Below are 12,600 nucleotides of genomic sequence, written 5' to 3'. Positions count from 1 at the left end.
AATTTATTACAATCACTGTACTGTAGGATGAGAAATGAAAGACAACCCAACTATTATCTATACGGAGACGGATGAAGCTCCAGCCCTGGCGACGTATTCTCTGCTGCCCATCATTAAATCTTTTACTCAGGTTGCGGGTATTAATGTCGAAACCCGCGACATTTCCCTGTCAGGCCGTGTTATTGCCTGCTTCCCCGAATTGCTGACTGAGCAGCAGCGTATCGGTGACCACCTTGCAGAGCTGGGCGAACTGGCGAAAACACCTGGCGCCAACATTATTAAGCTGCCAAATATCTCTGCATCTATTCCTCAGTTGAAAGCCTGTATTAAAGAGTTGCAGGACAAAGGCTATGCATTGCCTGACTATCCTGATGAGCCGAAGACTGACGAAGAACGTGCCATCAAGGCGACCTATGACAAAGTGAAGGGCAGTGCGGTAAACCCGGTACTGCGTGAAGGTAACTCAGACCGTCGCGCCCCAGGTTCAGTCAAGAACTATGCCCGCAAGAATCCTCACTCCATGGGTAAGTGGGTGTCTGACTCCAAGTCGCATGTGGCTCATATGGAAGCCGGTGATTTCTATGGCAGCGAGCAGTCTGTAACTGTTGATGCTGCAACAGAAGTTTCTATTGTGCTGGAGCAGGCTGATGGCAACACTCAGACTCTCAAGCAGGGTCTGGCTCTGCAGGCAGGTGAGATTATTGACTCTGCAGTGATGAGCAAAAAAGCGCTGAATGCCTTCTTCGAGAAGGAGATTGCGGCGGCTAAAGCAGAAGGTGTACTGCTGTCACTGCACCTGAAGGCCACCATGATGAAGGTATCTGACCCCATCATGTTCGGTCACTGTGTAAAGGCCTACTACAAAGCGGCTTTTGACAAGCACGCCGCCCTGTTTGAAGAGCTGGGTGTAGACGTGAACAATGGTATTGGCGATGCCTATGCCAAGATTCAGACTCTGGACGCTGCCAAGCGTGCCGAAGTAGAAGCGGATCTGAATGCTGTCTATGACGTGCAGCCACCACTTGCCATGGTGAACTCTGATAAGGGCATCACCAACCTGCATGTACCAAGTGACATTATTATTGATGCGTCCATGCCTGCGGCAATTCGTTCTTCCGGCCAGATGTGGGGACCGGATGGTAAGCTGAAAGACACTAAGTGCATGATCCCTGATCGCTGCTATGCAGGTGTTTATCAGGAGACTATCAACTTCTGTAAAGAGAATGGCGCGTTCGATCCATCTACCATGGGCAGTGTGCCAAACGTTGGTCTGATGGCCCAGAAAGCTGAAGAGTACGGCAGCCATGATAAAACCTTCGAGATTCCTGCCGCTGGTACCGTGAAAGTGGTGAATGCTGCCGGTGATGTACTTATGTCTCATCAGGTAGAGGAAGGTGATATCTGGCGTATGTGCCAGGTTAAAGATGCACCAATCCGTGACTGGGTGAAGCTGGCAGTAAACCGCTCACGCCTATCTGATACTCCGGCGGTGTTCTGGCTGGATAAAAACCGTGCCCATGATGCTCAGCTGATCCGCAAGGTTGAAGCTTACCTGCAGGACCATGACACCAATGGTTTGGATCTGCGTATTTTGTCGCCGGTTGAAGCGACTCGTTTCTCTCTGGCCCGTATCAAAGAGGGTAAAGACACCATCTCTGTGACAGGTAACGTACTGCGTGATTACCTGACTGATCTGTTCCCAATTCTGGAACTGGGTACCAGTGCCAAGATGTTGTCTATCGTGCCTTTGATGAACGGTGGCGGCTTGTTTGAAACCGGCGCCGGTGGCAGTGCACCAAAGCATGTGCAGCAGGTAGAGCAGGAAAACCACCTGCGTTGGGATTCTCTGGGTGAGTTCCTGGCACTGGGTGCTTCATTGGAGCATTTGAGCCGTTATGCAGATAACGCCCGTGCTCTGGTGCTGGCCGATGCCCTTGATCTGGCCATTGGTAAGTTCCTGGATGAGAACAAGTCTCCATCCCGCCGTGTGGGTGAACTGGATAACCGTGGCAGCCACTTCTATCTGGGTCTGTACTGGGCTCAGGCGCTGGCGGCACAAACAGAAGATGCCGAGCTGGCCGCTCACTTTGCTCCGGTTGCTGAAGCAATGGCCGGTAATGAGACTAAAGTGGTCGATGAGCTGAATGCAGCTCAGGGTGTATCTGTGGATCTGGGTGGTTATTACCGTCTGAATGATGCCAAGGCCAATACTGTGATGCGCCCAAGCGCGACACTGAACAGCATTATTCAGTAAGCCTGAGGTTAATAATGACAAAGAGCCGGTTAAGCCGGCTCTTTTTGTATCTGAGCAGAGTGAACCGGCAAGGTAGCGATATGTGCGCTGTTATTTTATGGCATAAAAAAAGCAGGACTGTGTCCTGCTTTTCACATCTTCTTCGCTCAATCACTTAACCGGACTGATGGCGGATGCATGCATGCCCTTGGGACCCTGCTCCACTTCGAATTGAACTGCCTGGCCTGCTTTTAGAGTTCGATAGCCTTCCATTTCGATCGTAGAATAGTGCGCAAAGACATCCTCACCACCTTCATCAGGGCAGATAAACCCGAATCCTTTGGCGTTGTTGAACCATTTAACAGTTCCGCTTGCCATACTTCCACTTCCTTCTGTTGTCTACTTCCCAGTAAGATAGTAAAACCTGATGAGCGATTCCCTAATCATCGCTCATTGAACAGAATGAGAGCAGCCAAATTAGATGTCAAGGGTAAATTAACATAAATACAACATTTGGTTAATTTTTTGTTGTCAATTGGTGGCGGCGTATTTCAGAGGCTAAAATAAACGCATGGGTAAAACAGGAAATATCGAACGGGTTGAGTCAAAGTCCGAAACTGAGTTGATGCCACCATCTATGTATAAGGTGGTACTTAATAATGATGACTACACCCCGATGGATTTTGTCGTTGAGGTTTTACAGACGTTCTTCAACATGAATGAACAGCAAGCGACCGATATCATGCTGACCATTCACTATCAGGGCAAAGCCGTTTGCGGTGTATTTCCGTTTGGCATTGCAGAAACAAAGGTGATCCAGGTCAATCAATTTGCAAGGGAAAACCAACATCCGTTACTGTGTTCATTGGAGAAGGCGTGATTTCAGCGCTGAGTACAATTGAGGGGGGCCTATGCTGAATAAAGATCTTGAAGTAACCCTGAACCTGGCGTTTCAGCAGGCCAGAGATTCCCGTCATGAGTATATGACGGTGGAACATTTGCTGTTGGCACTGATCGATAATCCGGCGGCGCAGGAAGCGCTGATCGCATGTGGTGCCAATCTCGATAAACTCAGGGATGAAGTCGCAACATTTATCAGTCAAACCACACCTATTCTTCCAGAGCCTGAAGATGGAAGAGAAACTCAACCAACACTGGGATTCCAGCGGGTGTTGCAGCGCGCAGTATTCCATGTACAGTCATCCGGTCGTCAGGAAGTGACTGGCGCCAATGTATTGGTCGCCATTTTCAGCGAGCAGGAATCACAGGCTGTATACCTGTTACGTCGCAGTGATATTACCCGTTTAGATATAGTCAATTATATCTCTCACGGTTTCAGCAAATCTGAAGATGAGGATATGTCTTCACTGGAGCAGGAGCGTGAGGATGACGATTCCGCTGAGTTGAACGAAGAGCGCAGCATGTTGTCGCAATTTTCTGCCAATCTGAACGAAATGGTAGAGCAGGGACATATTGATCCACTTATCGGTCGGGAACAGGAAGTGGAGCGGGCCATTCAGATCCTGTGTCGTCGCCGCAAGAATAACCCTCTGCTAGTGGGTGAGGCCGGGGTTGGTAAAACCGCGATAGCCGAAGGCCTGGCTTACCGTATTGTTAATCAGCAGGTGCCGGAGGTGATGGCACAGACCACTGTCTATTCTCTGGACATGGGTGCACTGCTGGCCGGTACCAAATACCGCGGTGACTTCGAGAAGCGGTTCAAGAACCTGCTTAAAGAGTTGGCGGCAGACGAGAACAGTATTCTGTTTATCGATGAAATCCACACGATTATCGGTGCCGGTGCGGCTTCTGGTGGCGTGATGGATGCCTCCAACTTATTGAAACCTTTGCTGTCCAGCGGTCGTCTGAGATGCATGGGGTCAACGACTTTCCAGGAATATCAGACCATTTTTGAGAAAGACAGGGCGCTTGCCCGTCGCTTCCAGAAAGTGGATATCAATGAACCCAGCGTGGATGAAACCACCAAGATCCTGCAGGGGCTGAAGAGCAAGTATGAGGAGTACCACAAGGTCAGGTACACACTCGCAGCCTTGTCCAGTGCAGCCAGCTTGTCTGCCAAGCATATCAATGACAGACAACTGCCGGATAAAGCGATCGATGTGATTGATGAAGCTGGTGCGCGAATGGCGATGCAGCCACCGAGCAAGCGCAAGAAGACCATCGGCCAGTCTGAGATTGAGTCTATTATTGCGCGTATTGCCCGGATCCCGGAGAAATCGGTATCCGCCACTGAGAAGGACACGCTCAAGAACCTTGAGCGTAACCTTAAGATGGTGGTGTTCGGTCAGGACAAGGCGATTGAGACCCTGAGTGCGGCTATTCGCCTGTCTCGCAGCGGTTTGGGGACAGACAAGAAACCTGTCGGTAGCTTCCTGTTTGCGGGCCCAACGGGTGTGGGTAAGACAGAAGTGACCAATCAGTTGGCGTCCTGTCTTGGTATGCAGCTGGTACGCTTTGATATGTCGGAGTATATGGAGAGTCATACCGTATCCCGCTTGATTGGCGCACCTCCGGGTTATGTCGGTTATGATCAGGGCGGTTTGCTGACCGATGCCGTGATTAAGAACCCGCACTGTGTGGTCTTGCTGGATGAGATTGAAAAGGCTCACCCGGATGTGTACAACCTGCTGCTGCAGGTAATGGACCACGGCACCCTGACTGATAATAACGGTCGTAAAGCGGACTTCCGCCATGTGACTCTGGTGATGACCACCAACGCCGGTGTGCAGGAAACGATTCGTAAATCGATTGGTTTCCAGCAGCAAGATCACAGTCAAGATGCCATGTCAGAGATCAATCGTGTGTTCTCTCCTGAGTTCCGCAACCGTCTGGATTCCATCATCTGGTTCAATCACCTGGATATGACAGTGATTGCCAAGGTGGTCGACAAGTTCCTGGTTGAACTGCAGGCGCAGTTGGACTCCAAGAGTGTGACCCTGGATGTGACCGATGAGGCCAGAACCTTGCTCGCAGAGAAGGGTTACGACAAGACCATGGGCGCCCGTCCAATGGCTCGTGTGGTGACAGATCTGATTAAACGTCCATTGGCGGATGAGATTCTGTTTGGTGAGCTTGAGCGAGGTGGTATTGCCAAAGTGGATGTTAAGCAGGGCGAGATTGTTATCGAAAGCAAGTCATTGGAAGCGGTAACCAATTAACCCATTGTTTGGATAACACAAAATGAAAATGGCTGCCCCAGGGCAGCCATTTTTTATCCGCTTACCAACTAAAAAACCCGGTGAAAACCGGGTTTTTCGGACTGGGTAATATTAACGCGCGCGGAAGACGATGCGACCTTTGGTCAGATCGTATGGAGTCAGCTGAACGGTAACCTTGTCACCAGTCAGAATACGGATGTAGTTTTTGCGCATTTTACCGGAGATGTGAGCAATAACCACATGACCATTTTCCAGTTCTACGCGGAACATTGTGTTAGGCAAGGTCTCCAGAATGGTGCCTTGCATCTCAATGTTGTCTTCTTTCGCCATTAATAATAAATCCCGTTAGCCTCGAATCTAAAAACTGCCGTATCATGCCGTAAATCTGACGTGCTGTAAAGAGTAACGCTTTGGCTTAACTGCCATATTGCCAACCTTGTCCGGTTAACAACTGATAGGGTTGATAACGACGTTTGTAACACATTTTCACATTGGCATCGATTTGATATCCAAGGTAAAGAAACTCTTTATCCAACAATTTGGCCAAGCGACACTGCAGTAACACCATCAGGTTTCCCAGTGATCGCCTCTCTTCATCCGGGTCAAAATAGGTATAAATGGCTGACAGGCTATTAGGCAAATAGTCAGTCACTGCAACGGCAATCAACTTATCCTTGTTAAACAGCTCGATATATCTTGGCTGCATCCAATTGCAGGTAAGGAATTGAGCAAACTGCTCCTCACTGGCTGGAAACATGGGACCATCGAAGTGTCTCAGGCGGATATATTTTTCATACAGGGGATAATGACTTTCTTCCACCTGTTCGGTTACCCGCCAGTGCAGATCTTTGTTGCGGGACAGGGTTCTTTTTTGACTCTTACTTAATTTCAGCTCGTTAACCGGGACGCGCACTGGCAAGCAGGCGTTGCAACTGGGGCATCTTGGTTTATAAATCGCATTGCCGCTGCGGCGAAACCCCAATGCCAACAGGCGCTCAAAGATGGTGTCATCCACAGCTTCCTGAATAATCAGCAGTTGCTCCTGCTGATCCGGCAGATAATTACATTGATAGGGCTGGCTGATGCCAATCGCCACCTGAGTCTTAGTCGAGTTCAAGTGTTACCTCTTGGCGTTGCCAACATGCCGGTGAGATGGTGCCATCACGAAATTTCTGCAGCAGAGTCAGAAATTCTGAGCGTTTAAAGGCTTGAGCGCCCAGCGACTCCAGATAAGGATTCATAATCTGGGCATCAATAAGTCTGAAGTCATAGGCGGTGAGGTGCTGATCAAGCATAGCCATTGCTGCTTTGGATGCATTGGTTTGCTTGTGAAACATGGATTCTCCACAGAACACCTGACCAACGGCGATACCATAGAGGCCACCAACCAAGTCGCCATCCTGCCAGACCTCCAGAGAGTGAGCTTTTCCTGACTCGTGCATGGCATAGTAAGCTTGCTGTATGTCTGGGCTTATCCAGGTGCCATTCTGACCATCACGGGGAGCTGCACAGTTAGCTACCACTTCCCGAAAAGCGTGATTGACAGTAAAGTGCCAGTTAGTCTTCTTTAAATGCTTTATCAGACTCCGACTCAAATGCAGTTTACCGGGAATGAAAATCGCCCGTGGATCCGGTGACCACCATAGAATAGGGTCATCTTCGTTAAACCAGGGGAAAATACCCTGATAATAGGCCTGACACAGTCGCTCAGTGCTCAGATCGCCGCCAATGGCCAACAGACCATTGGGCTCACTTAATGCTTGCTCAGGATGGGGGAATTGACCTTGACTGGGATCCAGAAAAGACAGGGAGTTCACTATTGGGTATGCTCTTGTTACGGCCTATATATAAATTAGCGGATAATCAGCTATGTTGAAACCCAAGCCAGTGTTTTTGATGCTGTTGATGCTTGTATTGTCACCGCTTGTTCAAAGCTATGAGCGCAATCAGGCCGTGCCGGTTGAGAAGGTGGTTTATGGCCAGGTGCAGTCAGTGAACCTGGTTACCAAAGAGGAGTTGGTGGCGGATCAGTATCATGGTTGGCGCACATTCGGCGGAGCCTTGATTGGTGGTGTTGTGGGACACCAATTTGGGGGAGGTTCAGGTCAGGATGTTGCCACTGTATTGGGGAGTTTGCTGGGGGCAGCTATAGCCTCAGAACAGGGCGGTGATCGCATAGTTCAATATCGGTTGGTTGAGCTTCTAATCAAACAAGATGATGGGCAACAGGTAATGGTGCTGCAGGATCCTGATCCCAGAGTGTCATTCCAGACCGGCGATGAAGTTCGGGTGGTTTATTTCCCCGGCTACGTTCGGGTAGACCCGGCAATGTAGTCGGAGAGTTTATGCAACAGACATAAAAAAGGGCAGGCGATCCCTGAATCACCTGCCCTTTAATTTGAATAGACTTTAAAAACCGCGTGGCAACTTGGCGTTCTGGCCAGCCAACTTTTGACGCCACAGCTCCTTTGGAGTCAAACCACCGTGACCGCTGGCAGCTTTTTTCGCTGGTGCTTTTTTCTTGGCTGGTGCTGCTTTCGCTTTTGGCTTGGCCGCTGCAGGTTTTTCCGCCGCAGGGGCTACAACTTCACCTTGCTCTTCCAACATGGCTTCCAACTCGCTGAAGCGCATGGACTTACCGCCATCGATTTTGAACCAGCTACCTTTTTGTTCAATGGTGACTGCCTTGCCTTCTTTTGCAGACAGTGCTGCTTCCAGCTTGCTGATTACCTCTTCTTTGGTCAGTTTTGACATAATTGGAACCTATTTTTTTAAAGTTTACTTGGAGGTTTGCGCTAATTTTAAAGGCTAAAGGCCTGAAAAGTCCAATTTTCCCCTCAAAAGCGACCGCTAAAGACATATTTGGGTATGAACTCAATACAATGAACTTACAGGGAGGTGATGATTCATGCTGGTCCCGTATGGGGAAACGCGGGGAATTCGGTTACACTCACAAAAAAACACAACAGGCTTGAAAATCAATGAAAAGAGCAGAGCTGACCGCCTATTTGGCAGAGTTTCTTCAGGTAGACAAATTCAGGGATTATGCACCCAACGGGCTTCAGGTTGAGGGCTCGGAAGAGATCCATAAAATCGTGACCGGAGTGACGGCCTGTCAGCCTCTGATCGAGATTGCCGCCGAGCGTGGAGCAGACGCTTTGTTGGTTCACCATGGCTTTTTCTGGAAGAGTGAACCTGAGCAAATTGTGGGGATGAAACAAAGGCGCATTAAGGCGCTGCTGTTGAATGATATCAACCTGCTGGGATATCACTTGCCGCTGGATGCTCATCCGGTTGTTGGCAATAATGCGACCCTGGCCAGGAAGCTGGGTATTGTTGATGCAGAGCCCATAGAAGGTGTGGCACAGGGGCTGATTTGGCGCGGCAAGCTTGAATCAGCTGTAACAGCATCGCAATTTAAAGCCGATATCGCTGCTGCATTGGGGCGGGAGCCTCTGCACATAGGTACCGACGACAGAAAAGTGCAGTCTGTGGCCTGGTGTACCGGTGGCGCGCAGGATTACCTGGACATTGCCGCTCAATATGGTCTGGATGCCTTCATTTCCGGTGAAGTCTCCGAGCGCACTTTCCACTCAGCCATGGAGCAGGGCATTGAGTACTACAGCGCCGGTCATCATGCTACTGAAAGCTATGGTATTCAGGCATTGGGTGAACACCTCGCCCGTGAGTTTGGGCTGGAGCACGAGTTTGTGGATATCAGCAACCCTATATAAATCCAACGCCTGGCAACCATTTATTACACTCAAAAAGTCGCAGCCGCGGCTTTTTTTGTTGCCTCAACCCAAAGGCTTGTTAACTTGAATATAACATCAGGGTTTGTTGGAGTGACGTATGGCTGCCAGGCTGAACAAACAATCCATCCCTTTGCTGCTTGCGTGCCTGTTGGCACTGTGGTGGGGCTTTTACTATCAATCTTCTGGTTGGTACAACGACTATGGCAAAGAAAAAAGTGAGCTTTTTCTATTGCTCGATGGTTTGTTGGTACTGCCTTTGGTGTGTTTCGCTTGTATTGCTGACAAACGTCAGGCGCTGGTAAAAAGTCTCGCCTATGGCTGTTTGATGATATTGCTGGGCAGCTTAGTGATACCTGAGTCAGAAAAGTTGGTGTGGCGTTGGTTGGAGTCGCTGAGGTACTTGTTGCTGGGCGCTTTTGTCCTGTTTGAATTGGCGATGATAGTTAGTGTGGTTTGGATTATTCGCATGGGTTTGCGTGCCGGGCAGCAACTGGAGGATGCCATTGAACAGGGCGTAGACAAGTATTTCCCCAAAGTAGGAGCGGAGCGTTCGATACTTGCAGACTTGATGTTGTTCGACCTCAGGCTTTGGAGTTACTTTTTAATGCCTGCCCGGTATCTGGAGCGAGGGTACTCGGGCAATCTGTTTTCCTATCATAAGTTGGACGGTAATCAGGCCAATCAAATGGGATTTATCTTGCTTATTTTGTTTGAACTGCCATTGACTCACCTGCTGCTTCATTTTGTCTGGTCTCCGCTTGCCGCCAATGTTGTTACCGGCCTTACCTTACTGGGGCTGGTGTTTTTTATTGCCGAGTATCGGGCTTCCTCCCGCAGATTTGTCACCCTTGACGACAGGGGAATAACAGTCCGCTACGGTCTGATGGGACCAAGATTTATCCCCTGGTTTGACATTGAGGCCGTAGAGCTAAACCAGGGACGGGTAAGGCGTCAGCCCGGCGTGCTGAGATACAGATTATTTGCCAGCCCTAATATCAGAATAAAGCTTGATCCTGTTGCTGCGTACCACTACCACAGCATCTATCTGGGACTGGATAATCCGGCTGAGTTTATTCGGTACTGTAAGATGAATGTCGCCAGCGGCGATGATTTAGGTTCATAAACGAGCCTGCCGCGATTTTAACGCTAAGCAACTCTATAGCTATTCTCCGGATAGCTATTCTCCGGGCTGGTAACAGCTGGGATCTCTTGGGCATACCGCACCCCGGGAGCAAATCAGCCGGGCTTCGTTGTCTATGCCTCGCTCTATCCAATTGATATTTAAAATGCGGGCAACACTGACCAGACGCTGGCGGATACTTGCAGGTATAGCCACTGAGCCTCCCTGGCTGACACAGGCCTTTTTCAGATCTTCCGCCAGCTCGAGCGCATTGCCATCCTGAGCATCGATGGCTGGGTTAAGGTCGATACCGGCACACAGTACATGGGGGTTATCGGCAAGATCGTTCACTCTCAGGGATTCACAGCAATATATTCTGGGCTCACCGTTCACATTTAAAATGGAAATCTGTGCCGACGAGCCAGATTTTCCGGCTTCACTGATCATTCTGAATACGGCCCAGTGCTGGCAGGGGTCCTCGACCTGACGCATATTGCCCCAGGGCAGAGGAATACCGTTGCCCCGGTATACTGCTTTGAGTTTTCCCGGCGCATAAGCATCAAAATAGTGCCAATGAGGGTAGGGCGACGCGACGGTCATCCTGCGCATAGCTACTGAAGGCGATACCTCTATCTTTTTATGGACGTCAATTTCATAACCGTGCTGATCCAGCAATTGTCTGTAAGGCACTCTGGGACACAGAATAGCCCCGGCAAAGAAACTGGCCTCAAAGTCCCGCCATGCATGCAATATATCCTGAGGATTCGGGGTGGTGCTGAAGTCATTGCCGCTGTCTTCTACTCTTGAGCGCCCCGCGCTTAGAGGGCTGCGACTGGCATCGACATTATGCAAGACACTGTGGCCCAGATGCACAGCCAGATCGTATTTGAGTCGGGTCGGGTGCTTTTTCAGTGCCTTATTCAGATAGACGACTCCCGGAGACTCAAAATAGGATGTGGTCAACCTGCCGGACAGTACACCGGCATCATCGGCAGTTCTGGTTGCCGATTCATCAAACCACTTGATGCGGACACCCTGACGTTTAAGCATGCCTGTCAGTTCTTCCACGGTAAGCCCAAGTTGCTTGTGCCCCACCTCTTCCGCGGCGCGCTCGAGATCAGGGAAGTGATTTTGGTGGTGTTCCTGGTGGGCACGGATAAGCAGGTGGGCAAACTGCCTGCCGCTGATCCCCGTCTGAGACAGCATCTCGGGAATTGCGATTTGAAGAATGTCCTGTGAAAACAAAAAGCCGGGTTCCAGTGCCATACCGCTGATCCCGCCACGTTTTCCTTTCTCCGGGGTAATGGCATCCTGCTCGGGCATTTCATCCAGAAACCAGCCGATATCTTTTTGAAAAACTTCGGCGATCACCTCGAGCATCTGCTGACTGGGAACTCTTTTGCCCCGTTCAATCATAGACAGGTAGGAAACCGAAGGTGCAGATTCCGGGTTTACCCTGATGCATCTGGCAGACAGGTCTTCCATAGTTAAATGGTTACGTTTCCGTAGGTTACGTATTTTTGTGCCAAGGAAATGTGACTTTCGCCCCAGGGTTTGTTCACTGCGCATATTTGTAAAATTCACATTGTAAAATTTTTATTGTGAAATTGTATCGAAAAGTTCGCTAGGCTACAAATTAAGCAATGACGGAAAGTATCCGACCTTTCATTGCTGAGATTGGGAAATGCCAGACGGCAAGATGATGACAGTGTAGCGAGGACAGAAAGATGAATATGACCATGATGCAACAGGAAGAACACAGAACACAAATAATGCAGCCGGTAACTCAAAACACTCAGAATACCGAACTGCTGGACAGTGCCCGTCGTTTTTTGGACGAACATTGCCCACTGGAACATGGTTCTCATCAGGATGTTATCAGCTACGTAGTTTACTACCAGCACCTGTTGGCCTTTTTCGCCGACGGCAGTCAGACAGGGCTGCAGACCCCGGGCCAGTTTGTGGCCATGTCGGGTCACAAAGATGACCCAAGTGCGCTGGTATTTAAGGTGGGTGATATTCACATTGAAGTCAGCTTTGACCGCACTGCAGGTCGTGGCCGTGAAAATGCAGCCCATATTGAAGATATTCAAATTGAAACCAGCCTGACCAAGACTATCTCATGTCGCATCTGGCTCAGCCTGCTCCATGGCGCCAAATCTACCCAGAAGGTAGGTAATAAGGTGTTTACCGATAAAGATGGCGAAGACTACAGGCTGGAAACCCGGATGGGCTGAGGAAAGTATTCTCCCAACACTGACCATCTCAAATCAGGCGCTGCGGCGCCTTTTTTGATCCCGTAAAAACAGTTTT

General features: G+C 49.7%; 13 protein-coding genes. 7 read left to right on the top strand and 6 right to left on the bottom strand.

Features of this window, described 5'->3' with window-relative positions; all coding sequences use genetic code 11:
• Positions 1 to 34 precede the first annotated feature (34 nt).
• The gene (locus L2725_RS10660; protein ID WP_249248943.1) at positions 35 to 2,254 is read left to right on the top strand and encodes an NADP-dependent isocitrate dehydrogenase; all 2,220 of its coding nucleotides are present in this window, start codon (positions 35 to 37) and stop codon (positions 2,252 to 2,254) included.
• Between the two features lie 150 nt (positions 2,255 to 2,404).
• Here L2725_RS10660 and cspD read toward each other — a convergent pair whose 3' ends face one another.
• Positions 2,405 to 2,611 (bottom strand): cold shock domain-containing protein CspD, encoded by a 207-nt coding sequence (cspD, locus tag L2725_RS10655; RefSeq protein ID WP_115138985.1) that lies wholly within the window; start codon positions 2,609 to 2,611, stop codon positions 2,405 to 2,407.
• 193 nt (positions 2,612 to 2,804) lie between these two features.
• On the opposite strand from cspD, the gene clpS reads away from it, so the two are divergent.
• The gene (gene clpS / locus L2725_RS10650; RefSeq protein WP_115138984.1) at positions 2,805 to 3,113 is read left to right on the top strand and encodes an ATP-dependent Clp protease adapter ClpS; all 309 of its coding nucleotides are present in this window, start codon (positions 2,805 to 2,807) and stop codon (positions 3,111 to 3,113) included.
• Between the two features lie 31 nt (positions 3,114 to 3,144).
• Complete coding sequence (gene clpA, locus L2725_RS10645; RefSeq protein ID WP_115138983.1) at positions 3,145 to 5,412, top strand: ATP-dependent Clp protease ATP-binding subunit ClpA; 2,268 nt, start codon at positions 3,145 to 3,147, stop codon at positions 5,410 to 5,412.
• 111 nt (positions 5,413 to 5,523) lie between these two features.
• Here the strand turns inward: clpA and infA are convergent, their stop codons facing one another.
• From infA to aat, 3 genes are all read right to left on the bottom strand, one after another.
• Complete coding sequence (gene infA / locus L2725_RS10640; protein ID WP_006081934.1) at positions 5,524 to 5,742, bottom strand: translation initiation factor IF-1; 219 nt, start codon at positions 5,740 to 5,742, stop codon at positions 5,524 to 5,526.
• A gap of 85 nt (positions 5,743 to 5,827) precedes the next feature.
• Positions 5,828 to 6,529 (bottom strand): arginyltransferase, encoded by a 702-nt coding sequence (locus tag L2725_RS10635; RefSeq protein ID WP_249248942.1) that lies wholly within the window; start codon positions 6,527 to 6,529, stop codon positions 5,828 to 5,830.
• Positions 6,516 to 7,229, bottom strand: coding sequence for a leucyl/phenylalanyl-tRNA--protein transferase (aat, locus tag L2725_RS10630; protein WP_249248940.1), 714 nt, complete (start codon positions 7,227 to 7,229; stop codon positions 6,516 to 6,518). The genes L2725_RS10635 and aat overlap by 14 nt, the downstream gene beginning before the upstream one ends.
• Before the next feature lie 52 nt (positions 7,230 to 7,281).
• On the opposite strand from aat, the gene L2725_RS10625 reads away from it, so the two are divergent.
• On the top strand, positions 7,282 to 7,746 hold the full coding sequence (locus L2725_RS10625; protein WP_249248938.1) for an outer membrane lipoprotein: 465 nt from the start codon (positions 7,282 to 7,284) through the stop codon (positions 7,744 to 7,746).
• Positions 7,747 to 7,821: 75 nt separating this feature from the next.
• On the opposite strand, the gene L2725_RS10620 is transcribed toward L2725_RS10625, so the two are convergent.
• On the bottom strand, positions 7,822 to 8,166 hold the full coding sequence (locus tag L2725_RS10620; protein WP_249248937.1) for a hypothetical protein: 345 nt from the start codon (positions 8,164 to 8,166) through the stop codon (positions 7,822 to 7,824).
• A gap of 227 nt (positions 8,167 to 8,393) precedes the next feature.
• Between L2725_RS10620 and L2725_RS10615 the strand changes: the two genes are divergently transcribed.
• The gene (locus L2725_RS10615) at positions 8,394 to 9,146 is read left to right on the top strand and encodes a Nif3-like dinuclear metal center hexameric protein (protein WP_249248936.1); all 753 of its coding nucleotides are present in this window, start codon (positions 8,394 to 8,396) and stop codon (positions 9,144 to 9,146) included.
• A 118-nt stretch (positions 9,147 to 9,264) separates the two neighbouring features.
• Positions 9,265 to 10,290 (top strand): PH domain-containing protein, encoded by a 1,026-nt coding sequence (locus L2725_RS10610; RefSeq protein ID WP_249248935.1) that lies wholly within the window; start codon positions 9,265 to 9,267, stop codon positions 10,288 to 10,290.
• Between the two features lie 54 nt (positions 10,291 to 10,344).
• Here the strand turns inward: L2725_RS10610 and L2725_RS10605 are convergent, their stop codons facing one another.
• Complete coding sequence (locus L2725_RS10605) at positions 10,345 to 11,856, bottom strand: DUF3612 domain-containing protein (protein ID WP_115138390.1); 1,512 nt, start codon at positions 11,854 to 11,856, stop codon at positions 10,345 to 10,347.
• 158 nt (positions 11,857 to 12,014) lie between these two features.
• Between L2725_RS10605 and L2725_RS10600 the strand changes: the two genes are divergently transcribed.
• The gene (locus L2725_RS10600; RefSeq protein ID WP_240317137.1) at positions 12,015 to 12,524 is read left to right on the top strand and encodes an aldolase/citrate lyase/malate synthase family protein; all 510 of its coding nucleotides are present in this window, start codon (positions 12,015 to 12,017) and stop codon (positions 12,522 to 12,524) included.
• Positions 12,525 to 12,600 lie beyond the last annotated feature (76 nt).

Source organism: Shewanella corallii, assembly GCF_023349125.1.
In the GTDB taxonomy this organism is placed as follows: Bacteria; Pseudomonadota; Gammaproteobacteria; order Enterobacterales; family Shewanellaceae; genus Shewanella; species Shewanella corallii.
This window is presented reverse-complemented; position numbering and strand designations above follow the sequence as displayed.

Coding starts and splice junctions, on each gene's coding strand:
- L2725_RS10660 (WP_249248943.1), top strand. CDS start 35: ATGAAAGACAACCCAACTATTATCTATACGGAGACGGATGAAGCTCCA.
- cspD (WP_115138985.1), bottom strand. CDS start 2,611: ATGGCAAGCGGAACTGTTAAATGGTTCAACAACGCCAAAGGATTCGGG.
- clpS (WP_115138984.1), top strand. CDS start 2,805: ATGGGTAAAACAGGAAATATCGAACGGGTTGAGTCAAAGTCCGAAACT.
- clpA (WP_115138983.1), top strand. CDS start 3,145: ATGCTGAATAAAGATCTTGAAGTAACCCTGAACCTGGCGTTTCAGCAG.
- infA (WP_006081934.1), bottom strand. CDS start 5,742: ATGGCGAAAGAAGACAACATTGAGATGCAAGGCACCATTCTGGAGACC.
- L2725_RS10625 (WP_249248938.1), top strand. CDS start 7,282: ATGTTGAAACCCAAGCCAGTGTTTTTGATGCTGTTGATGCTTGTATTG.
- L2725_RS10620 (WP_249248937.1), bottom strand. CDS start 8,166: ATGTCAAAACTGACCAAAGAAGAGGTAATCAGCAAGCTGGAAGCAGCA.
- L2725_RS10615 (WP_249248936.1), top strand. CDS start 8,394: ATGAAAAGAGCAGAGCTGACCGCCTATTTGGCAGAGTTTCTTCAGGTA.
- L2725_RS10610 (WP_249248935.1), top strand. CDS start 9,265: ATGGCTGCCAGGCTGAACAAACAATCCATCCCTTTGCTGCTTGCGTGC.
- L2725_RS10605 (WP_115138390.1), bottom strand. CDS start 11,856: ATGCGCAGTGAACAAACCCTGGGGCGAAAGTCACATTTCCTTGGCACA.
- L2725_RS10600 (WP_240317137.1), top strand. CDS start 12,015: ATGAATATGACCATGATGCAACAGGAAGAACACAGAACACAAATAATG.